This is a genomic window from Kocuria palustris (assembly GCF_016907795.1).
GTDB classification, from domain to species: domain Bacteria; phylum Actinomycetota; class Actinomycetes; order Actinomycetales; family Micrococcaceae; genus Kocuria; species Kocuria palustris.
This window is the reverse complement of sequence record NZ_JAFBCR010000001.1, coordinates 1,347,284-1,367,359: the sequence shown is the minus strand read 5'-3', so window position 1 is coordinate 1,367,359 and position 20,076 is coordinate 1,347,284. Positions and strand designations below refer to the sequence as shown.

19 protein-coding genes, 1 pseudogene and 1 CRISPR repeat array (1 of these 21 running past the window's edge) are annotated in these 20,076 nt (G+C 69.9%); of the genes and pseudogenes, 5 read left to right on the top strand and 15 right to left on the bottom strand.

From position 1 onward, the window contains the following. Nucleotides 1-244: direct repeats of the CRISPR family, unit length 28 nt; unit sequence GTGCTCCCCGCGCAGGCGGGGATGAGCC; it reaches 89 nt to the left of the window's first position. Nucleotides 245-279: 35 nt separating this feature from the next. The 5 genes from JOE55_RS06025 to bioB all read right to left on the bottom strand — a co-directional run bounded on the left by JOE55_RS06025 (nucleotide 280) and on the right by bioB (nucleotide 6,432). Then, nucleotides 280-1,191, bottom strand: coding sequence for an IS5 family transposase (locus JOE55_RS06025; RefSeq protein WP_204782306.1), 912 nt, complete (start codon nucleotides 1,189-1,191; stop codon nucleotides 280-282). Nucleotides 1,192-1,395: 204 nt separating this feature from the next. After that, nucleotides 1,396-2,220 (bottom strand): ATP-dependent dethiobiotin synthetase BioD, encoded by an 825-nt coding sequence (bioD, locus tag JOE55_RS06020; RefSeq protein WP_137803218.1) that lies wholly within the window; start codon nucleotides 2,218-2,220, stop codon nucleotides 1,396-1,398. 93 nt (nucleotides 2,221-2,313) lie between these two features. Continuing rightward, entirely contained in the window at nucleotides 2,314-3,450 is a 1,137-nt protein-coding gene (locus JOE55_RS06015) for an aminotransferase class I/II-fold pyridoxal phosphate-dependent enzyme (protein ID WP_024289461.1), read from the bottom strand. After that, entirely contained in the window at nucleotides 3,447-4,967 is a 1,521-nt protein-coding gene (locus JOE55_RS06010; RefSeq protein WP_024289462.1) for an aspartate aminotransferase family protein, read from the bottom strand. Before JOE55_RS06010 ends, JOE55_RS06015 begins: the two co-directional genes overlap by 4 nt. Nucleotides 4,968-5,043: 76 nt before the next feature. Then, a complete protein-coding gene (bioB, locus tag JOE55_RS06005; RefSeq protein ID WP_024289463.1) occupies nucleotides 5,044-6,432 on the bottom strand; it encodes a biotin synthase BioB in 1,389 nt (462 codons plus the stop codon). A gap of 182 nt (nucleotides 6,433-6,614) precedes the next feature. Between bioB and JOE55_RS06000 the strand changes: the two genes are divergently transcribed. After that, on the top strand, nucleotides 6,615-7,169 hold the full coding sequence (locus JOE55_RS06000; protein WP_204782307.1) for a TetR family transcriptional regulator: 555 nt from the start codon (nucleotides 6,615-6,617) through the stop codon (nucleotides 7,167-7,169). Between the two features lie 320 nt (nucleotides 7,170-7,489). Further along, nucleotides 7,490-7,987 carry a GNAT family N-acetyltransferase gene (locus JOE55_RS05995; protein WP_024289465.1) on the top strand — a complete coding sequence of 166 codons (498 nt, stop codon included), beginning with the start codon at nucleotides 7,490-7,492 and terminating at the stop codon, nucleotides 7,985-7,987. Nucleotides 7,988-8,048: 61 nt separating this feature from the next. On the opposite strand, the gene JOE55_RS05990 is transcribed toward JOE55_RS05995, so the two are convergent. After that, nucleotides 8,049-9,440 (bottom strand): short-chain fatty acid transporter, encoded by a 1,392-nt coding sequence (locus tag JOE55_RS05990; protein ID WP_024289466.1) that lies wholly within the window; start codon nucleotides 9,438-9,440, stop codon nucleotides 8,049-8,051. Nucleotides 9,441-9,549: 109 nt separating this feature from the next. On the opposite strand from JOE55_RS05990, the gene JOE55_RS05985 reads away from it, so the two are divergent. Then, a complete protein-coding gene (locus tag JOE55_RS05985) occupies nucleotides 9,550-10,461 on the top strand; it encodes an IS5 family transposase (RefSeq protein WP_204782306.1) in 912 nt (303 codons plus the stop codon). Nucleotides 10,462-10,635: 174 nt separating this feature from the next. On the opposite strand, the gene JOE55_RS05980 is transcribed toward JOE55_RS05985, so the two are convergent. Then, nucleotides 10,636-11,058, bottom strand: a complete 423-nt coding sequence (locus tag JOE55_RS05980; RefSeq protein WP_204782305.1) for a hypothetical protein — start codon at nucleotides 11,056-11,058, stop codon at nucleotides 10,636-10,638. A gap of 39 nt (nucleotides 11,059-11,097) precedes the next feature. Here JOE55_RS05980 and JOE55_RS05975 point away from each other — a divergent pair, with 39 nt between their 5' ends. Together JOE55_RS05975 and JOE55_RS13560 are read left to right on the top strand one after the other, a co-directional pair. After that, the gene (locus JOE55_RS05975; RefSeq protein WP_204782304.1) at nucleotides 11,098-11,238 is read left to right on the top strand and encodes a hypothetical protein; all 141 of its coding nucleotides are present in this window, start codon (nucleotides 11,098-11,100) and stop codon (nucleotides 11,236-11,238) included. Then, a pseudogene (locus JOE55_RS13560) lies at nucleotides 11,210-12,076 on the top strand (NAD(P)/FAD-dependent oxidoreductase); the annotation flags it as partial. The gene JOE55_RS05975 and the pseudogene JOE55_RS13560, both read left to right, overlap by 29 nt. Nucleotides 12,077-12,326: 250 nt before the next feature. Here the strand turns inward: JOE55_RS13560 and JOE55_RS05970 are convergent. The 8 genes from JOE55_RS05970 to JOE55_RS05935 all read right to left on the bottom strand — a co-directional run bounded on the left by JOE55_RS05970 (nucleotide 12,327) and on the right by JOE55_RS05935 (nucleotide 20,006). Continuing rightward, nucleotides 12,327-13,034 (bottom strand): 2Fe-2S iron-sulfur cluster-binding protein, encoded by a 708-nt coding sequence (locus tag JOE55_RS05970; protein ID WP_204782303.1) that lies wholly within the window; start codon nucleotides 13,032-13,034, stop codon nucleotides 12,327-12,329. Between the two features lie 71 nt (nucleotides 13,035-13,105). Next, nucleotides 13,106-13,918, bottom strand: coding sequence for a succinate dehydrogenase/fumarate reductase transmembrane subunit (locus JOE55_RS05965; RefSeq protein ID WP_204782302.1), 813 nt, complete (start codon nucleotides 13,916-13,918; stop codon nucleotides 13,106-13,108). Nucleotides 13,919-13,973: 55 nt separating this feature from the next. Continuing rightward, nucleotides 13,974-15,542, bottom strand: coding sequence for a glycosyltransferase family 39 protein (locus JOE55_RS05960; protein ID WP_204782301.1), 1,569 nt, complete (start codon nucleotides 15,540-15,542; stop codon nucleotides 13,974-13,976). Then, the gene (locus tag JOE55_RS05955; RefSeq protein ID WP_053447969.1) at nucleotides 15,533-15,871 is read right to left on the bottom strand and encodes a helix-turn-helix domain-containing protein; all 339 of its coding nucleotides are present in this window, start codon (nucleotides 15,869-15,871) and stop codon (nucleotides 15,533-15,535) included. Before JOE55_RS05955 ends, JOE55_RS05960 begins: the two co-directional genes overlap by 10 nt. Nucleotides 15,872-15,951: 80 nt before the next feature. After that, complete coding sequence (locus tag JOE55_RS05950; RefSeq protein WP_204782300.1) at nucleotides 15,952-16,473, bottom strand: GNAT family N-acetyltransferase; 522 nt, start codon at nucleotides 16,471-16,473, stop codon at nucleotides 15,952-15,954. A 176-nt stretch (nucleotides 16,474-16,649) separates the two neighbouring features. Next, nucleotides 16,650-18,953, bottom strand: a complete 2,304-nt coding sequence (purL, locus tag JOE55_RS05945; RefSeq protein WP_204782299.1) for a phosphoribosylformylglycinamidine synthase subunit PurL — start codon at nucleotides 18,951-18,953, stop codon at nucleotides 16,650-16,652. Continuing rightward, on the bottom strand, nucleotides 18,950-19,693 hold the full coding sequence (gene purQ, locus JOE55_RS05940; RefSeq protein WP_204783218.1) for a phosphoribosylformylglycinamidine synthase subunit PurQ: 744 nt from the start codon (nucleotides 19,691-19,693) through the stop codon (nucleotides 18,950-18,952). The genes purL and purQ overlap by 4 nt, the downstream gene beginning before the upstream one ends. A gap of 55 nt (nucleotides 19,694-19,748) precedes the next feature. Beyond that, the gene (locus tag JOE55_RS05935; RefSeq protein ID WP_204782298.1) at nucleotides 19,749-20,006 is read right to left on the bottom strand and encodes a phosphoribosylformylglycinamidine synthase subunit PurS; all 258 of its coding nucleotides are present in this window, start codon (nucleotides 20,004-20,006) and stop codon (nucleotides 19,749-19,751) included. Nucleotides 20,007-20,076: the final 70 nt, after the last annotated feature.

The window sequence follows — 20,076 nt, the reverse complement described above, 5'->3', positions numbered from 1 at the left end:
GGCGTGGCACGTCCTGCAGAGCGAAGGCAGCGTGTGCTCCCCGCGCAGGCGGGGATGAGCCCCTCGCAGGCGGGCTGCTCCGCTACGGCGACGGGTGCTCCCCGCGCAGGCGGGGATGAGCCCATCGAGCTCATGTCGGCGCCGAGCGTAATCATGTGCTCCCCGCGCAGGCGGGGATGAGCCCCGGTCTCTGTACACGAACACGCTGGGGCCGTTGTGCTCCCCGCGCAGGCGGGGATGAGCCCTGCAAGGTCTCGCAATGCCTAGGGCATGTCTCCTTTATCGGCGTAGCCATGTCAGGATCGCGCTGATCACGACCGCCGCCCGATAGGTGATCGCGAGCTTGTCGTAGCGCGTTGCTAATCCTCGCCACTGTTTGACGTAGGCAAACGAGCGTTCCACGACGTTGCGGTTCCGATAGGCACCAGCATCGAACGTCGGCGGCCGTCCACCCTTACTCCCGCGTCTCTTTCGGCTCCTGACCTGGTCCTTCTTCTCCGGGATCACTGCCCGAATGCCTCGCGATCGCAGGTACTCGCGATTCGCCCTGGACCCATAAGCACGATCAGCGAGAACGGTATCCGGACGAGTGCGAGAGCGACCGCCACCAGCCCGCGGCACTCGAATATCGGCAAGGACCTGCGGCAGGATCACCCCGTCGTGGCGCTGTCCACCGGTGACCACCACTGCCAGGGGGCGGCCATTGCCGTCGACGGCATGATGGATCTTCGTCGTCAGCCCACCGCGCGAGCGACCGATGCCATGCCCGGTCGGCTCACACTCCTGATCGGGCAGATTCTTGTAATTCGACGTAGCCCCTGTGTCTTGGTCAGGGCGCGTCGTGTTCGTTGCATGCTGGTGGCCACGATTGATGGTGCCATCCACGGAGACGTTCCAGTCGATATCACCGGCAGCATCAGCATCAGAAAGTACGTGGGCCAGCACCCGGTCCCAGGTGCCATCGGCGGCGTAGCGGCGGTGACGTTTCCATACCGTCTGCCAAGGCCCGAAGTGCTCACGGGGCAGATCGCGCCAGGCGATGCCGACACGGTAGCGGTAGACGATTCCCTCGACGATTCGACGGTTGTTTTCAAACGGTCGGGCTCTTTTGCCGGCATTCGAAGGTAGGAGAGGTTCAATCTTCTCCCACTGCTCATCAGTGAATACTCGGTGTCGTTGCTTCGTAGTCACAACACCACCGTGTCAGTGCTGGAATGGTCAATAAAGGAGACACGCCCTAGTGCACACCTGCGCCGCCGGGCCTGCGTTTGCTCCGTTAGTGCAGTTTTGGGGCCCCGGATCTGCACTTGCTCAGTTTTTGCAGCCGGTGCCTGCTCGGGTGGGCGGAGTGGCTAGGACGACGACGGCGGTCCCCCTCTTTTCGCCCGTCCGCTCCTATGCGGCCCCGCCCCAACCACGCGGAACCGCGCCCAGGAGGGGAACGCGTCGGCCCGCGACGGGTGGCAGGTCCGCGAGGTACTCCCTGTTGGAGGTCGCGAGGCGGTCGGGGTCGGCGGGCCAGCTGCCCAGCACCACCCCGGCCACCTCGACGCCGCGGTGCAGCAGCGCCTCCAGACTCAGCAGCGTGTGGTTCAGCGTCCCGAGGTCCGGGCGCGCCACCAGCACAGTGCTCACCGTCCCCCCGTCACGTTCCACCGCGTTCACGGGCTCGGACGTCTCGGGAGAACTCAACTGGCCGCTGGTTTCGGCCGCCGCTCGGCCCGTTTGGGCCGCCCCGCCTGGCTCCCCACAAGCCTCCTGCAACGCCACTGCCAGGTCCGCAATCGTGCGCCGGTCCCCGTCCAGCTCCACGAGCACACCCCCGCTGCCCTCCACGATCACGAGGTCGTGGGATTCTTGTAATTCCACAATTTTCATCACGTGCTCCGAGAGCGGGAGCAGCTCCACCCCGTCGATCGCCGCCGCGGGAGGCGGGGCCATCGGCTCGGTGAGACGCTGGCCCTCGGCGGTGGTGAGTGCCTCGGAAGGCACGCCGGCGGCGCGAGCCAGCCGGGCGACGTCGTCAACGTCCCCCGGTTCCCCGCCCCGTATCCCGGTCTGCTGCGGCTTGTAGACCGCGATCCGCCGCCGGCCCACGTTCCACCCGGAGACCGTGAGCGCCGCCGTGGCGTACGTCTTGCCCACGTCCGTGTCGGTTCCCGTCACGACGACGGCGTGGCCCAGGGAGGCGACGAGGTCGCCCAGGGGATTGGTGGTCATGGTCTCTCCTGTCAGAGTGAAAGCAGTGCGGCCACGTGCGCTGGACGTGGCTGACGCGGCGGCGGGCAGTTCCTCCGCAGGGTGAGCGGCCCCTCACACGCCCTGCGGTTCGTCCCCTACCACGTCCCGGACGGTGTCCAACGCCCGGGCCAGAACGTGTAGTTCCATGTCCGCGGGAGCCGTGATGCGCAGGCGACTGATGCCGTCCGGGACCGAGGGCGGGCGGAAGCACCCCACCACCACGCCCCGGGAACGGATCACCTCCGCTGCCCGCACGGCCGACTCCGCGGAGGCCACCGGGAGGGACTGCACCGCCGCGCGGGCCGGCGGGGTGCCCAGCGCGGAGGCCACGAACCGCGCCCGCTCGTGCAGGGTCTCCACCAGTTCGGGGTGCGCCCGCACGATCCGCGCGGCCTCCGTGGCCGCAGCGGCAGAGGCGGGCGCGAGGGCGGTGTCGAAGATGAACGGGCGCGCCGTGTTCACCAGGTGCTCGCGCAGCGCCTCGGACCCGAGCACCGCGCCGCCCTGCGCGCCGAGCGCCTTGGACAGCGTCATGGTCACGGCCACGTGCGGCGATCCCGCAAGACCAAGCTCGTGCACGAGCCCCCGGCCGCCGCCCGCTACCCCGATCCCGTGCGCCTCGTCCACGAGCAGCAGCGCGTTCTCGGCGCGGCAGAGCGCGGCCAGCTCCGCGAGCGGCGCGTGGTCGCCCCACACCGAGTACACGGACTCCACGACCACGACGGCGCGCGCCTCCGCGCGCTCCGCCAGCAGCTGCGCCACGTGCGCGACGTCCGCGTGCCGCGCGATCCGCACCGGCGACTGGGACAGCCGTGCCCCGTCCACCAGGGACGCGTGCGCGTGGGCGTCCGAGACGATCAGCGTGTCCGCGTCCCCCAGCGCCGTCAGCACCCCGGTGTTCGCGGCGTACCCGCTGGAGAACGCGAGCGCGACGGGCTGGTCAGTGAGCTCGCACAGTTCGCGCTCCAGCACCTCGTGGACCCCCAGGGTTCCGGTCACCAGCCGGGAGGCCCGAGAGCCTGTGCCGTGCTCCCCCAGCGCGTGCTGGGCGGCGGCCACCACGCGCGGGTCCCGGGAGAGCCCCAGGTAGTCGTTCGAGGCCAGGTCCACGCACGCCCGGGGCGGCGTCCGCAGCCGACGTCGCAGTCCCGCCTCCGCGCGCTGCTCGCCGCGAGCGCGGAGCCAGTCGTCAAGGGGACCGACCGTCATGCCCATCCCCCGCCCGTCAGCTCCACTTCCTGCGCGGCCCGCAGCAGGGCGTAGGCGATGGTGCGGACCTCCTCGTCCGTGCAGACGTACGGGGGCATGGTGTAGAGCAGGCGTCCGAACGGGCGGAACCACACCCCCTGTTCCAGAGCCGCGCGGGTGAGCAGCTCCGGGTCCGGGGCCTCGTGGAACTCCACGACCCCCACGGCGCCGATGACCCGCACGTCCTTCACGACGCGCAGCTCCGCCGCCACGGGCAGTATCTCCCGCAGGGTCTCCTCGATCCGGGAGACGTTCGCCCACCAGGAGTCCCGCAGCATCCGCACGGACTGCAGGGCCACGGCGCACGCGAGCGGGTTCGCCATGAACGTGGGCCCGTGCATCAGCGCGCGCTGCTCCGACGCCGTGATGACCGCTCCCACGGCCTCGGACACGAGCACCGCCGCCAGGGACATGTATCCGCCGGTCAGCGCCTTGCCCACGCACATCACGTCCGGGACCACGTCCGCCCACTCACTGGCGAACCACTTCCCGGTGCGGCCGAAGCCCGTGGCGATCTCATCCACGATGAACACCAGGTCCAGCTCGTCCGCCAGCTCTCGCAGCACCCGCAGGCACCGCGGGTCGTACGTGCGCATCCCGCCCGCGCCCTGCAGCACGGGTTCCACGATGATCCCGGCGAGCTCGTCCCGGTGGGCGCGGGCGACGTTGCGCACGTCCGCGATCCACGCCTCAACGGCGGCGTCGTCGGCGTCCCAGTCCACGGCCCCGGACGACGACGGCGCTCCCGCGCCCTGCGCGCCGCTCCCACCTGGCCCTTCGGTGTCCCCGGAAGGCACGAAACCAGCGGTGTCCGAGGCCGCCGCACCGAGGTTCTCCGGGGACCGCAACCCCTCGGGATCCTCGTACCCGGACCTACGCCGGGGGTGCGCCGCGGGAGGCGGTGCCACGAACAGCTGCTCCGCCACCAGCCCGGAGAATTCGGCGTGCATTCCGCCCTCGGGGTCGCACACGCTCATGGCGCCAGTGGTGTCCCCGTGGTAGCCGCCGCGCACGGTCAGGATGCGACGGCGCTCCGGCCGCCCGAGGGCCGCCTGGTACTGCACGGCGAGCTTCAGCGCGACCTCCACGCTCACGGAGCCGGAGTCCGCGAAGAACACGTGCTGCAGCTCGGCCGGGGTGACCTCCACCAGCAGCTCCGCCAGCTCCACGGCCGGGCGGTGCGTGAGACCGCCGAACATCACGTGAGAGAACTCGGTGATCTGGTCCACGGCGGCGCGGTCCAGCTCCGGGTTGCGGTAGCCGTGCACCGCGCACCACCACGAGGCCATGCCGTCGATCGCCCGGATCCGGTCCCCCTCAGGGGTCTCCAGGGTCAGGGTCACGCCCTCCGCGGCCAGCACCGCGTGGGGTGCGGGCCCGTCCAGCGGTGCGTAGGGGTGCCACAGCAGCCCGCGGTCACGGGCGGCGAGGCGGGTGGGCTGCGCGGCGTCGTCACCCTGTTCTGCCGTATCTGCCACGGCACCCGCGGTGGGGCAAGAAGCTTCCCCGCTGCTCTCGGCGGGCGCGGTGTCGTGCGTGATCTGCGGTGCCGGGTCAGGCATTCGGCGCCACCGAGGTCCCCGCACCGCGACGCCGCACGGTCGGGCTCAGCTCGATCCTCACCCGGGTGTCGTCCTCGTCGCGCTCGGGTCCCTCGCCCGAGCTCAGCAGGGCGGCGAGCGCCGCAGACACGGGGGCGGGGGCAGCTGGCGGGGTCGGAACCGGGCCCGGGGCGGCGGAGGGCACCGCGGCGTCGTCGCCCTGACCGGAAGAGACCGGGTCGGAGGGGTCCGGACGGCCGCCCGAGGCGGCATCGGAACCGGCAGGTCCACCGGTTCCGCACGTGGACCCGCAGGGCGTGGTCGCGGGGCCCGTCGAACCTGCCTGGCCCGCCGCGGCCTGCTCGGGTGCCGCACCGTTCGAGGTGTCGGCGGGCACCGTGTCGTCGTGCTCCCTCAACGGACCCGCGCCGAGGACGGTGAATCCGGCGTCGGCAACCATGTCCAGGTCCGCCTTTGCCGCCTGCCCCTCGGAGGTGAGGTAGTCGCCCAGGAAGAGGGAGTTGACCACGTGCAGGGCGAGGGGCTGCAGGGAGCGCAGGTGCATCTCGCGGCCGCCGGCCATGCGGATCTCCTTATCCGGGCACACGAAGCGCACCACGGAGAGGATCTTCAGGCACTTCTGCGGGCTCAGCTGCCACGTGCCTGCCAGGGGCGTGCCGTCGAAGGGCATGAGGAAGTTCACCGGCACGGAGTCCGAGCCCAGCTCCCGCAGCGCGAAGAGCGCCTCAACGAGCTGCTCGTCTGTCTCCCGCATGCCCACGATCAGCCCGGAGCACGGCGAGAGCCCGGCGTCCTTCGCGCGCTCCACGGTGTCCACGCGGTCCTGGTAGGTATGGGTGGAGCAGATGGACTCGTAGTGGGACTCGGCGGTGTTGAGGTTGTGATTGTAGGCGTCCACGCCCGCGCCGCTCAGCGTCTCCGCCTGGCCGTCCTTGAGCAGGCCCAGGCACGCGCAGACCTCCACGTCCGGGTGCTGCTCCTTGAGCGCCTCCACGGTGCGGGTCACGTTGCCCACCTCTCGGTTGGACGGGCCGCGGCCGCTCGCCACGAGGCACACGCGGCTCGCGCCACCGCGGATGCCGTACTCGGCCTGCTCCACGGCCTTCTCGGGGCTCAGCCACGAGTACTTGAGGATGTCCGTCCCGGCGTTCAGGCGCTGGGAGCAGTAGCCGCAGTCCTCGGCGCACAGCCCAGACTTCAGGTTGACCAGGTAGTTCACCTTCACGGTCATCCCGAAGTGCTCGCGGCGCAGCCGGGCGGCGGCGGCCACGAGGTCCAGCATGCCGGGGTCGTCGGTGTGCAGCAGCTCGAGGGCTTCGTCCGGGGTCACGGGGTCGCCGGCGAGGACGCGCTCGGCCAGCTCGGCAGGGTTCTTGAACATTGTTCAATTATTGAACGGTGTTCAGGATTGTCAATTTCCCGGGCGGCCGTTGCGAGAGGCGGCGCGCGGCCTGGCGCTGCCGCGCCGCTGTCCTGGTCACGACGACGTCGCTCCCACCCCACGTACGCTCGGTAGAGTTTCCGCGTGGCCCGCACCCGGGCACGAGAGCAGGGAGGGACACCGTGGCACTGGACCGCGACCAGGTGGTGGACGCCGCGTGGCACATCCTGCAGACCTACGGGCTCGGGGACCTCTCGATGCGCCGCCTGGCCCGCGAGCTGGGCGTGCAGCCCGGCGCCCTGTACTGGCACGTGGCGAACAAGCAGGAGCTGCTGGCAGTCCTCGCGCAGAGCATGGTCGCCCCGCTGAGCACCTCCTCCACAGGCGCTCCCACCACAGGAGCCTCTCCCGCGGGCACTTCCCCGGCAGTCGCCGACGACGACGCCACCCTCCTCATCGCCCGGTTCCGTTCCGCGGTGCTCGCCGTGCGAGACGGCGCGGACGTGGTGAGCGTGGCCCACGCGCTGGACCCCTCGGGCATGCAGCCCACACCCCTGCTCACCGCGGCGCTGACCCGCGCGGGCATGGACCCCGCCCCGGCCGAGACGGCCGCGCTCACCCTGGTCCGCTTCACCCTGGGATCCGTGACCGCCCAGCAGACCCGCGAGTCGATGGACCTCCCCACCGCCACGATGGCCGCCGAGTTCGAGGCGGGCGTGCGCGCGATCCTGGCGTAGCGGCGTCGTCGCCCCCCTCCACCGCCCGCACCCCTGCAACAACTGAGCAGATGCCGAATTGCGGCCGCAAAACCGCACTTGCTCTGTTAATGCAGGAGGCGGGAGGGGGCTTCAGTGAGCCTGCCGGGGCCACCGCTCTCGCTGAAGCCGCCGGTCCAGACGGGGCGCCCCTGCGACTACGGAGCAAACGCAGAACTGCGACCCCGGAACTGCACTTGCTCCGTTGTTGCAGGTGGTGGGAACGCGTGCGCGCTCCTCTCCACCGCCGGGTCCGCCGTCCGGGGGTGTCAGCCGGTGCGGGCGGCGGCCAGAATGTCTGCATGACCACCGGCACCCCCTTCACCGTGCGTACACCCGTCCCCGAAGACGCCCCGGGGATCGCGAGAGTGCACACGCAGTCGTGGCGGGAAACGTACACCGGGCTCGTGCCGGAGCGGTTCTTCGACGACGACGCCTTGCGCCGTCGGGAGGAGACGTGGACCCGGATGCTCGCAGAACCGTCCCGCCGTGTACGGGTTAGGGTGGCCGTGGTGGGCGAGACGATCATCGGTTTCGCGGGCACTGGGCAGCCCCGCGAAGACGACCCCGCCCGCGAGCACGCCCTGCACCTGCTCTATGTGCTCCGCGAGCACCACGGCACGGGCGCGGGACAGGCCCTGCTCGACGCCGTTCTCGGCGGGGAGCCCGCGCAGCTGTGGGTCGCGGAGGCCAATCCACGCGCCATCCGCTTCTACGAGCGCAACGGGTTCCGGGCGGACAGCGCCTCGTTGACCGATCCCGGGCTGGAGGACCTGCGCGAGGTCCGCATGGTCCGGTGAGACCGCGGACGACGTCGCTCCCCGCCACCCACGCGCGGCACGGGACCGTGCGGCGTCGTCGTCAGACCCCCGCGCCCACGATCAGCATGGTCGCCCCGAAGACCACCCCGGAGACCACCAGCACCACGGTGGTGTAGCCGAGGATGTCCCGGATCTTCAGCCCGGCGATCGCCAGCAGGGGCAGGGCCCAGAAGGGCTGGATCATGTTGGTCCACTGGTCGCCGTACGCCACGGACATGATGATCACGGACGGGTCCACGCCCAGGCGGGCGGCGGCGTCGAGGAGGATGGGCGCCTGGATGGCCACCTGTCCACCGCCGGAGGGGACGAAGAAGTTCACGAGACCCGCGGAGAGGAAGGCCAGGAAGCCGAGGGTCTGGGGGGAGGCGACCTCCACGATGGAGTCCGAGAGCACCTGGATGAGCCCGCTGGCCGTCATGATGCCCATGATCCCGGCGTAGAGCGGGAACTGCAGCAGGATGTCACCCACGTTGGAGGCGGCGTTCTTGACGAGCGCCATGACCTCGAACGCGTTGCGGGAGAGCAGGAAGATCAGCGCCAGGAACATCCAGTTCACAATGTTCAGGGTCACGGTGCCGCCGGTGAAGTGGATGACCAGGTAGGCCACCAGGGCGAGGCCCACGAGCAGGGTGGGGATGCGTGAGGCGTCGAGGCGGTCGGCGGGCACTTCCACCTCGGGGGTGGCAATGCGCTGGTCGGACTCGGCGAGCGCGTCTGCGGTCACCGCGTGACTCGCGGGCACGGCCCGAGGCGCCACGAGCCACAGGGCGAAGGCGACGAGCACCACGGTGGCCACCGTAGCCGTGATGTTCCACCACGAGAACGTGGTCTGCGAGATGGGGATGACGTGGCCCACCTGCTTCTCGATGAACGAGCCGGGAGTTGCCGCGGTCAGCGGCCCCGAGCCCGAGTAGCCCATGTGCCACACCACGAAGCCGGAGAAGCCGGAGGCCACGAGCATGGGGAAGCTCACCGGCCTGCTGCGGCGCGAGAACCCGGCGGCGACCTCGCGCGCGAGCAGACCGCCGACCACCAGGCCGAAGCCCCATGTGATCAGTGACGCCACCGCAGCGATCACGAACACGAACACGTAGGCCGCAAGCGGCGACCGCGGGATGCCGGCGAGCCGTGCGAGAAGCGCCCGAACCGGCCGAGTGCTCGCCAGGGCGTGGCCGAGCAGCAGCACCAGCGCCATCTGGGTCATGAACTCCAGCAGCCCCGAAAGTCCCGTCCCCCACCCCATGACAACGGTCACTGGGCCGGAGTCGGTCAGGACCAGTGCCATGACCGCAACCACCAGTGTCAGGACGATCGCGAAGATCAGCGCGGAGGGGATGAACCGCTCCACCACGTAGTTCACGGGCTTCATGGCCCGGGCAAGCACGGGGTCGGCGGTCGCCGCAGGAGTTGAGGAACGGTCGGGGGAGCTCATGGCGGGCCTCTTCTTCGTTGAGGAGGGTTGACGGGTAGGCGCCGACGACGCGTGCCGGGCTAGGGCGTGTCTCCTTTATTGACCATTCCAGCACTGACACGGTGGTGTTGTGACTACGAAGCAACGACACCGAGTATTCACTGATGAGCAGTGGGAGAAGATTGAACCTCTCCTACCTTCGAATGCCGGCAAAAGAGCCCGACCGTTTGAAAACAACCGTCGAATCGTCGAGGGAATCGTCTACCGCTACCGTGTCGGCATCGCCTGGCGCGATCTGCCCCGTGAGCACTTCGGGCCTTGGCAGACGGTATGGAAACGTCACCGCCGCTACGCCGCCGATGGCACCTGGGACCGGGTGCTGGCCCACGTACTTTCTGATGCTGATGCTGCCGGTGATATCGACTGGAACGTCTCCGTGGATGGCACCATCAATCGTGGCCACCAGCATGCAACGAACACGACGCGCCCTGACCAAGACACAGGGGCTACGTCGAATTACAAGAATCTGCCCGATCAGGAGTGTGAGCCGACCGGGCATGGCATCGGTCGCTCGCGCGGTGGGCTGACGACGAAGATCCATCATGCCGTCGACGGCAATGGCCGCCCCCTGGCAGTGGTGGTCACCGGTGGACAGCGCCACGACGGGGTGATCCTGCCGCAGGTCCTTGCCGATATTCGAGTGCCGCGGGCTGGTGGCGGTCGCTCTCGCACTCGTCCGGATACCGTTCTCGCTGATCGTGCTTATGGGTCCAGGGCGAATCGCGAGTACCTGCGATCGCGAGGCATTCGGGCAGTGATCCCGGAGAAGAAGGACCAGGTCAGGAGCCGAAAGAGACGCGGGAGTAAGGGTGGACGGCCGCCGACGTTCGATGCTGGTGCCTATCGGAACCGCAACGTCGTGGAACGCTCGTTTGCCTACGTCAAACAGTGGCGAGGATTAGCAACGCGCTACGACAAGCTCGCGATCACCTATCGGGCGGCGGTCGTGATCAGCGCGATCCTGACATGGCTACGCCGATAAAGGAGACATGCCCTAGTGTACGCACGGTGCTCCCCGCGGAGGCGGGGATGAGCCCAGCGGCAGATACTCCGGGCGGGTGTTCGTGCCGTGCTCCCCGCGCAGGCGGGGATGAGCTCGTGTTCTTGAAATTACAAAACTGGATTGACGCTCCGAGTAGATCCCCGCAACCACCACTCACAGCACCAGGATCTGCGGCAGGATGCCGAGGATGATCGCGGCCACGAGCGTGAGCAGATGCAGGACCAGAAAGACCGTCGCGGTCGTCTTGACGCCGGAGGACGGGTACATCTCGCGCGGCATGCGGATGCGGGGGTACATGGCCAGCGCTGCACCCAGGATCGCCGGTGCGCCGAGGGGCAGGAACGCCACGAGCATGGCAGCGACCAGATCGGCGGTGCCGCCGAAGTCGGGCTCCGTGACCGTGTACGCGGCGGCGATCGAGAAGATGATCGTCAGCGGGGAGAGCAGCAGCACCAGGGCGAACACGACGATCGAGCACACCAGGGTGAAGACGGCGCTGCCCGGAGCGGATCGAGGGCCGATGTAGGTGGCGGCCTGCGGATAGGTCTGCGGGTACTGGGAGGTGTACGGGTACATCGCGGGCTCCTGTGGGTCGGTCGGGAGAAGGAGTTGCTGATGCAAATCTACATCGGCCTTGAAAAGTTTGCCAATGTTAACGCATTGCCGCTGCGAGCCGAGGGTGGTCCCAGGCAGCGCCTCAGCGCGTCGGAGTCCGTTGCTAGTTTCCGTGGCTCGCGAGTCGTCGTCGACGACTGACGGAGAAGGAGTGCGGGACAGGGAGATCGTGGTCGTGGGAGCGGGATTCGCCGGCGTGTGGGCGGCAGCGGGAGCCGTGCGCACCGCTGCTGAGCTGGGGCGCGAGGAGGACGTGACGGTCACCGTGGTGGCTCCGGGTGAGGACATGGTGATCCGCCCCCGGCTCTACGAGGACGATCCGTCGCGCATGCGCGTGGCGCTGGATCGGGTCCTGGGCCCGATCGGCGTGCGCCGGGTCCGTGCCGAGATCACCGGTGTGAACGTGGACGCCCACAGGGTCACGGGTCCGGACCACGACGGAAATCCGGTGGAGCTCGCCTACGACAAGCTGGTCCTGGCCACGGGCCGCACGCTGGTGAGCCCGCAGCTGCCGGGGGCGGAGCACCTGTTCGATGTCGACACCATCGAAGCCGCGGATGCCCTGCACCAGCACATCGCGCAGCTGAGCCAGGACCCGCAGCGCCCCGGTGCCTTCACTGCGGTCGTCGTGGGCGGCGGCTTCACCGGCCTGGAGGTCGCCACCGAGCTGCCCAGCCGCCTGCGCGCAGTGGCCGGCGAGCACCCGGTGCGGGTGGTCATGCTGGATCGCGCCGACGTCGCGGGCCGCGCCCTGGGTGACAAACCGCGCCCAGAGATCGAGGCCGCACTGGAGGCCGAGGGCGTGGAGGTCCGGCTGGACACCGGGATGGAGTCGCTGACGGAGGACTCCGCGCGGCTCACCGACGGCACGGTCATCGAGGCCGCGACCGTGATCTGGACGGCGGGCATGCGCGCCCAGGTGCTCACGGAGCAGATCCCGGGCGAGCGCGACGATCTGGGGAGGCTCGTCGTCGATGAGCAGCTGCAGAGGCCGGTGTCCTCACCGCAGGCTGGGACCGCGAGGTCCAGCTGCGCGGGGCGGAGGGCAAGCAGCAGAAGCGCCAGATCAACGAGGACTGGATCTACCCGTCGGTCGATGACCGCCAGGCCATCCTGGAGCTGGCGGATCACCGGAAGACCTGGCCGATCGACTGAGACCTTCTCGAGACGACCGCCGGCGCAACGGCTCGCGGACGGCGGGCAGCGGAGCCGCGCCTGCCCGACTCGGCTCAGCCGTCCGCGGACCCTCGACGGCGGCGCAGATGCTCCCGAGCCACCGCGGAGAGGTTCTCCAGAGGCAGCCCGGCGGGGCAGACCTCGGTGCAGTCGCCCAGGGTGGAGCACGGCCCGAAGCTCTCCTCGGCGGCGTCGAGCACCTTGCCGGAGCGGGTGCGGCGGTCGTCGTCGTCCTTGGCCAGCGGGGGGAGCTCGGTGAGCAGCGAGCCTACGAACAGCTGCCCGGAGCCGTTGGGGCAGGCGGCCACGCAGGCCCCGCAGCTGATGCACCCGGCCTCGGTCAGCGCCTTCATGCCCACGGGGCCTCCAGCGGCCTTGACCACGGTGCGCAGCGCGGCCTTCTTATCCACGGACAGGTCCTTCTTCACGGGGAAGGCAGCGGCTCGCAGAGGCTCGATCCGCACGCGCTCGCCGTCAGTGAAGGCCGCGACCTGCTGCTGGCACGAGGCCCGGTTGAGCTGGGGGCCGTGGGCCACGCCGTCGACCGTGACGCCGCACTTGCCGCAGATGCCCTCGCGGCAGCCGTCGTCGTAGGAGATCGGATCCATGCCCTCGGGCATCTGCTCGTTGAGCAGGTCGAGCAGCTCCAGCACGGTCGTCTGGGGGCTCACGCCAGTGACGGTGTGGGTCTCGAAGCCGCCCTCGGACTCGCCGTCGGCCTGGCGCCAGACCTCGACCTGCAGGGTGCCGGTGATGCGCATGGGACTCCTTCTGTGCCCTCGCGCCGGGACCCGGTCGCGGAAGGCGGTGTTGCAGTGCGGGGGAGGACGGCTCAGCGCACCAGGCGCAGGAGCACGGCCACGGGGATGGAGGCGTTGCCCAGGGCCACGCCGGTGCCGACCAGCCGCCCGGCCAGCTCGAAGCGCTCGCGGGCGCCGCGCTGGGCGGACAAGCCGGTGTCGTTGCCGATCTGGACCAGGCCCTGGGAGGTGTGTGCGGCCAGCGCCAGCATGGCGGCCAGGTACAGCCCGGCCACGGGCGGGCGGCGCAGGGATGCCACCAGGTTGTCGTAGGCGGCACCGGGCTCGTGACGGCGAGAGGCGGCCGGCCGCGTGCCCAGCGTGAGATCCGCCAGGTGGTAGGCCGTGAACAGCCCCAGGATGGTGCCGGTCGAGCGCATGGAGCGCTTGAGCCTCTGCCAGCGGGTGCGCCGGCGACCCTGCGGCAGCGGCCTGGGCTGAGCGGCAGCACGGCGCTCGGAGGCCTGGGCGCGCACGGTCAGCACCGCCGCGCAGCTCAGGTGGGTCAGCGCATCGGCCAGCAGCACGACCCGGAAGGCCCACAGCACGGTGCGCCGCGGCAGGACCGGCGCCCCCAGCGTGCGCAGGTGGTGGGCGTAGGAGTCGAAGCGGCCGCGTCCCAGGTAGACCTGCAGATTGCCCAGCATGTGGATCACGGTGTACCCGGAGAGCACGGCGCCGCTGGAGGCCATGGCGAGCTTCACGTCCGGGGTGGGCGGGAAGCGCTCGGAGGTCTCCAGGGCCCAGGCCCAAAGACGACCGGCGGACTCCTCGAGGGTGCGCCGCGTGGCAGGTGAGACCGCGGAGAGGACTCGCTCGGTCTCGGCACGGAGGTTCTCGGTCATGGGCAACAGCCTAGGGCGACGGGCGCCTCCGAGGTGACGACGGTATGACGCCGAGTTACCCGGCAGCCGGGGCCGGGCAGTCCACTCGGGAGATCAGCAGGCCCGTGTCGCGGTCCTGGTCCCTGAATGTGCAGCCGATCTCGTAGAGATGCCTCAGCACGACCTCGTGATTTTCGTTGCGCTTGTAGGACACGACGGAGACCGAGCCGGTGGGATCGATGGTCCAGGCGCGGTGGTCGGGATGGTTGGTGCCCCAGAGATTGGCGGCGGGCACCCGATGCTCGGCGAGCATGGGATCGGCGATCTCCTTGTCCTGCGGATACGAGATCAGGGCGCCCCGTGTGGAGTCCTCCATGAAGATGACGGTGTCCGTGGTGGCGATCAGCTGCGCTGCCGTCTCGTAGTTGTCGCCCTGCTTGGCGTCGTGCACGTTCTGGGCCAGCAGGGAGGGGGCGGCGAGCACGACGATCGCCGTCACTGCCGCCGCCATGACGGGGCGCCAGCGCACGGCGCCCAGGGCGAGCCCGAGCAGGACCATGAGCGCGGGCGCGGTGAACGCGAAGTAGCGCTCCTGGAAGTACTGTCCGCCAAGCATCTGCGCCACCAGCACGACGACCATGGGTGTGAGCACGTAGGCCGCCAGCCAGGCCATCGGCTTCCGACCGGGTCCGCGTGCCATGCCGATCAGGATCAAGACGACGATCAGCACCCCGAGCCAGGGGGCAATGGTGCGTGAGACCTCCGACCAGGGCCCGCCCCGGTTGACGGAGCTGAGGAAGAAGACGTTGCGCGTCATCCGCGGCAGGACGGCGCTCATGTCCAGCTGGATCCAGCTCACCTGTGCGCTCTGGGACGCACCCAGCAGGAGCAGCGGCACCACGGCCAGCGCCACCGCCACGATCGCGGCAAGGCCCTTCAGCAGATCCGAGCGTCGCAGCGGCAGGCATCGCAGGGTGTAGACCAGCAGGACGGTGATCGCATAGAGCGTGAAGCCGATGGCTGCGGCCTGCATCAGGGCGAACGCGACGAGCCATCGGGAGGACCGGGTCTCCCGCCAGAGCTCGAAGCACCAGAGGGCCGCCGTGGCCGCCATGGCGCCCATGGCGTAGCCGCGAGCCTCCTGCGCGGTCCAGGTGAAGCCGGGGAGCACTGCGATCACGACGGATGTGCTGAGACCGACGGCCACGATGCGATCGGGCATCCAGCGGCGCGCATAGATCATGCTGAGGTGCGTGGCAGCGGCGGCGGCGATGATCACCGCGATCGAGGACGGCGTGCGCATGGACAGCTCCGAGATCCCGAACACCGAGACCCAGGGCTGCATGACCAGGTAGTAGAGCGCGTGGACTGCGTCGACATCGCGCAGCAGACGCAGCAGCGAACCCAGGGGGCGGTCCGCAGCAGAGACCGAGGCGGCCTCGTCGTACCACATCTCGGGTCCCGTAATCCCCCAGAAGGCGACGCCGCCCGTCAGCAGCGCCGACAGCAAGACCGGCCACAAAGGCAGTGCGGCGACGGGAGACCAGGAGCCGCCCGACGAGCGCGCCTCGAGGCGGGTCTGTGCTGGGCGAGAGTCCTGGACTGCGCTCTGCTTCTCGTTGGGGCCCGACGTGCTCAGATCCAACCCTCCTCGCGGGCCCGCAGCGCGAGCTGGAACCTGTTGCAGGCCCCGAGCTGCGAGCCCAGCTCCATGAGCATCCGCCGCAGCTCCGCCAGCTCCAGGCCCAGGCGACGGGCCGCGAACTCGTCGTCAGCGCCCTCGGCGAGCAGGTGCAGCAGCTCGTGCTGCTGCGGGGTGGGGAAGGTCTCGTCCAGCTCGTCGTGATCGGCCGGGAGCTGCTCCTCCTGCTTCCGGCCGCGGTGATTCAGGGCCGAGGTGATCGAGACGACGACCTCGTCCTTCGGCGCTCTTCTCCCGTTGGAGGGATGCAGATCACGCGACAGGGGAGTCATGCCTCACATCATGGACCCGGCGGGGTCCGAATGCCATATCGATGACGACGATCCCGGGCGGACGCGCCGAGCGGCCGGGCTCATGGCTGCGACGGGGCATAGCGGTACTCGGCCTCGGTGCCTGCGGATTCGACCGCTGCGAACCCGCTGCGCTCCAGGAACGGTCCCAGGCTGGCGTGGTTGTCCGGGAGGGAGGCGCGGATCGAGGTGACGCGCGGATCCTGCAGGCCCAGCTCCAGCAGGCGGGGCAGGGCCTCGGTCGCGTAACCCTGTCCGGTGCACGACGGCACCAGGAAGCCCTCGATCTCCAGGGCCTCGTCGATGGGCGGTGCGGACCACCCGGCGATGCCGATGATCAGTCCGGTGCTGCGCTGCACGCATGCCATGGGGGAGTACAGGGACTCCGTGAAGAAGAACTCCCCGGAGTCCTGCACGGCCTGCAGGACGTCGCGGGCATCCGGAGTGGGGAACTCCGGGTGGAACTGCGGGAGGCGCTCGAACCGGCAGGCCGTCTCGACCTCCTCGCGGGTCAGCGGGCGCAGCTCGAGCCGCTCGGTGATGATGCTGTGCGCATCCAAGGGGCTGGTGCTCTCGACAGTCACGGCGGCTACCTCCGTTGCCTCGACGGACTCGAGATCTGTCGTCCGGCGCCCGGGACGGACGCGCTGCGACCGGACTCGGAGCGAATCCGTCTCAAGACTGTTTCCTGGGCATGAGTCTACGGCAGCGGCGCCCGGCCGCCCCTTCCCGGGGCGGCCGGGCGCCGCAAGGCACGACCTCAGCCGAAGTGGCGCGGGAGCGTGGCCTCGTGGGCCTCGCGCAGGCGCTCCAGCGGGACCTCGACGTGGCCCATGAGGTCCAGGGACTTCGACTGCGCGTCCACCACGCCGATGCGCGCGAACTCGTAGCCGCGCATGGTGCACATGTCCTTGAAGCGCACCTCCTCCGAGCGCGGCACGGACACGACGGCGCGGGCCTGCGACTCGGAGAACAGCATCGTGAAGGCATCCAGGCCGTCGCGCTCGCAGACCTCGCCGAGCCCGATCCGCGCACCGGTGCCGAAGCGCAGGCACATCTCGGACAGGGTCGCGGCCAGCCCGCCCTCGGAGACGTCGTGGGCGGAGTCGACCATGCCGTCGCGGGACATGTTGATCAGCAGCTCGCCCAAAAGGCGCTCGCGCTTGAGGTCGACCTGCGGGGGCTGCCCGCCCAGGTGGCCGCGCACGCGCGCCCACTCGGAGCCGTCGAGCTCATCGGCGGTGGTACCGAGCAGGTAGATCGCCTGGCCGTCTGCGGTGTCATCCCAGCCCGACGGGGTGCGCCGGCGGACGTCGTCGAGCACGCCCATCATGGCGACCACGGGGGTGGGGTGGATGGCCTCGTCTCCGGTCTGGTTGTACAGCGAGACGTTGCCGCCGGTGACCGGCACGCCGATCTCCAGGCAGCCGTCGGCCAGGCCGCGCACGGCCTCGGCGAACTGCCACATGACCTCGGGATCCTCGGGGGAGCCGAAGTTCAGGCAGTCGGAGACGGCCACCGGGCGGGCGCCTGAGGTGGAGACGTTGCGGTAGGCCTCGGCCAGGGCCAGCTGGGCGCCGCGGTACGGGTCCAAGTAGGCGTAGCGGCCGTTGCAGTCGGTGGACAGGGCCACGCCCAGCCCGGTCTGCTCGTCCACGCGGACCACGCCGGCGTCGTCGGGCATGGCCATGGCGGTGTTGCCCTGCACGTAGCGGTCGTACTGATCCGTGATCCATGCCGTGGAGGCCATATTCGGGGAGCTCATCAGCTCCAGGACGGCCTCGCCGAGGGCCTCGCCCTCCGGGCGACCGGTGTCGGCCGAGGAGCCCGTGAAGCGGTCCGCCTGCACGGCGTCCGTGCGCGCGGGGCGCTGCATGGGCCGCTCGTACACGGGGCCCTCGTGGGCCACGGTGCGCGGGTCGACGTCGACGATGACCTCGCCCTGCCAGTCGATGACCAGACGGCCGGTGTCGGTGACCTCGCCGATCCAGGAGTACTCGACCTCCCAGCGCTCGAGCACCTCCTCGAAGGCCGCAGCCTTCTCCGGGGTCACGACAGCCATCATGCGCTCCTGCGACTCCGACATCAGGATCTCGCCCGGGGTCAGCGACGGATCGCGCAGCAGCACCGAGGACAGGTCCACGTGCATGCCGCCGTCGCCGTTGGAGGCCAGCTCGGAGGTGGCGCAGGAGATGCCCGCAGCGCCCAGGTCCTGGATGCCCTCGACCAGGCTGTCGCGGAACAGCTCGAGGCAGCACTCGATGAGCACCTTCTCCGCGAACGGATCGCCCACCTGCACGGCGGGGCGCTTGGACGGTTTGGTGTCGTCGAAGGACTCGGAGGCCAGCACCGAGGCGCCGCCGATGCCGTCGCCGCCGGTGCGCGCGCCGAAGAGCACCACGCGGTTGCCCGCGCCCGAGGCGTTGGCCAGACGCAGGTCCTCGTGGCGCATGACGCCCACGGCCAGGGCGTTGACCAGCGGATTCGCCTGGTAGCAGGCGTCGAACTCGACCTCTCCGCCGATGTTCGGCAGGCCCAGCGAGTTGCCGTAGCCGCCCACGCCGGCCACGATCCCGTGCACCACGCGCTGGGTGTCCGGGTGGTCGATCTCGCCGAAGCGCAGCGGATCCATCACGGCCACCGGGCGGGCGCCCATGGAGATGATGTCGCGCACGATGCCGCCCACGCCCGTGGCCGCGCCCTGGTAGGGCTCCACGTACGACGGGTGGTTGTGCGACTCGATCTTGAAGGTCACGGCCCAGCCGTCGCCGATGTCGGTCACGCCGGCGTTCTCGCCCATGCCGACCATCAGGTCCTTGGTCATCTCCTCGGAGACCTTCTCGCCGAACTGGCGCAGGTGGACCTTGGAGGACTTGTAGGAGCAGTGCTCGGACCACATGACCGAGTACATGGCCAGCTCCGCCGCGGTCGGGCGGCGCCCCAGGATCTCGACGACGCGGTCGAACTCGTCCTGCTTGAGTCCGAGCTCGGCCCAGGGCAGCTCGGTGTCGGGGGTGGATGCTGCGTGCTCGACGGTGTCGAGCTGGAACTGCTGCTCGCTCATGCGCGGGAGCCTCCGTTCACGATCGAGGTCAGCGCGGAGACGAAGATGGCCAGGCCATCGGCCCCTCCGCGCATGGGGACGGTGCCTGCGGCCGAGGAGTCCGGTCCGAAGCCGGGCTCGATCGCGTGCTCCGGGTGCGGCATGAGGCCCACGACATTGCCCGCCGCATTGCGGACGCCGGCGATGTCGTGGCGCGAGCCGTTGGGATTGCCGTCGAGGTAGCGGAAGACCACGCGGCCCTCCTCCTCGAGCATGCGCAGGGTGTCGTCGTCGCAGACGTACTGGCCGTCCTGGTTCTTCACCGGCACCACGATCTCCTCGCGGGGCTGGTACAGCGAGGTCCACGGGGTGTCGGTGGACTCCACGCGCAGGCGCTGGTCGCGGCACACGAACTTCAGGTGGTCGTTGCGGATCATGGAGCCCGGCAGCAGGTGGGCCTCGGTGAGGACCTGGAAGCCGTTGCAGATCCCGAGGACCGGCAGACCGCCGTTCGCCGCGTCGATCAGACGGGTCATCAGCGGCGCGAAGCGCGAGATCGCTCCGGCGCGCAGGTAGTCGCCGTAGGAGAAGCCGCCCGGCAGGATCACGGCGTCGACGCCCTGGAGGTCGTCGTCGGCGTGCCACAGGCGCACCGGGGTGCCGCCGGCGATCTCCACGGCGCGCATGGCGTCGCGGTCATCGAGCGTGCCGGGGAAGGTGATGACGCCCACTCGGACATCGCGCAGGCGCTGATCGGGCATGGCCTGGCCGAGATCGGCCACCAAGGGGGTCTCGGAGGAGTTCTGGGTCACCGGCTCAGACCTCCTCGTCGATGACGGCCACGTTCACGACGTCCTCGATCACCGGGTTGGAGAGCATGGTCGCGGCGGCGTGGCGGGCTGCCTCGAGCTGGTCCTCCGTGACGTCGCCGTCGACCTCGAGCTCGAAGCGCTTGCCCTGGCGGACCCCGGTGAAGCCCTGGATCTCCTGGTGGGCGAACGCCCGGATGATCGCCTTGCCCTGGGGGTCCAGGATCTCCGGCTTGGGCATGACGTCGACAACGATGCGGGCCACGGGCACTCCTCGTGATGCGGGGCTGATGTGCGGTGCTGCCAGGCAGCGGCGGCAGCGAAGGGTGTCGGCT

Coding starts and splice junctions, on each gene's coding strand:
- bioD (WP_137803218.1), bottom strand. CDS start 2,220: ATGACCACCAATCCCCTGGGCGACCTCGTCGCCTCCCTGGGCCACGCC.
- JOE55_RS06015 (WP_024289461.1), bottom strand. CDS start 3,450: ATGACGGTCGGTCCCCTTGACGACTGGCTCCGCGCTCGCGGCGAGCAG.
- bioB (WP_024289463.1), bottom strand. CDS start 6,432: ATGTTCAAGAACCCTGCCGAGCTGGCCGAGCGCGTCCTCGCCGGCGAC.
- JOE55_RS05995 (WP_024289465.1), top strand. CDS start 7,490: ATGACCACCGGCACCCCCTTCACCGTGCGTACACCCGTCCCCGAAGAC.
- JOE55_RS05990 (WP_024289466.1), bottom strand. CDS start 9,440: ATGAGCTCCCCCGACCGTTCCTCAACTCCTGCGGCGACCGCCGACCCC.
- JOE55_RS05980 (WP_204782305.1), bottom strand. CDS start 11,058: ATGTACCCGTACACCTCCCAGTACCCGCAGACCTATCCGCAGGCCGCC.
- JOE55_RS05975 (WP_204782304.1), top strand. CDS start 11,098: ATGCAAATCTACATCGGCCTTGAAAAGTTTGCCAATGTTAACGCATTG.
- JOE55_RS05970 (WP_204782303.1), bottom strand. CDS start 13,034: ATGCGCATCACCGGCACCCTGCAGGTCGAGGTCTGGCGCCAGGCCGAC.
- JOE55_RS05965 (WP_204782302.1), bottom strand. CDS start 13,918: ATGACCGAGAACCTCCGTGCCGAGACCGAGCGAGTCCTCTCCGCGGTC.
- JOE55_RS05955 (WP_053447969.1), bottom strand. CDS start 15,871: ATGACTCCCCTGTCGCGTGATCTGCATCCCTCCAACGGGAGAAGAGCG.
- purL (WP_204782299.1), bottom strand. CDS start 18,953: ATGAGCGAGCAGCAGTTCCAGCTCGACACCGTCGAGCACGCAGCATCC.
- purQ (WP_204783218.1), bottom strand. CDS start 19,693: ATGCCCGATCAGCGCCTGCGCGATGTCCGAGTGGGCGTCATCACCTTC.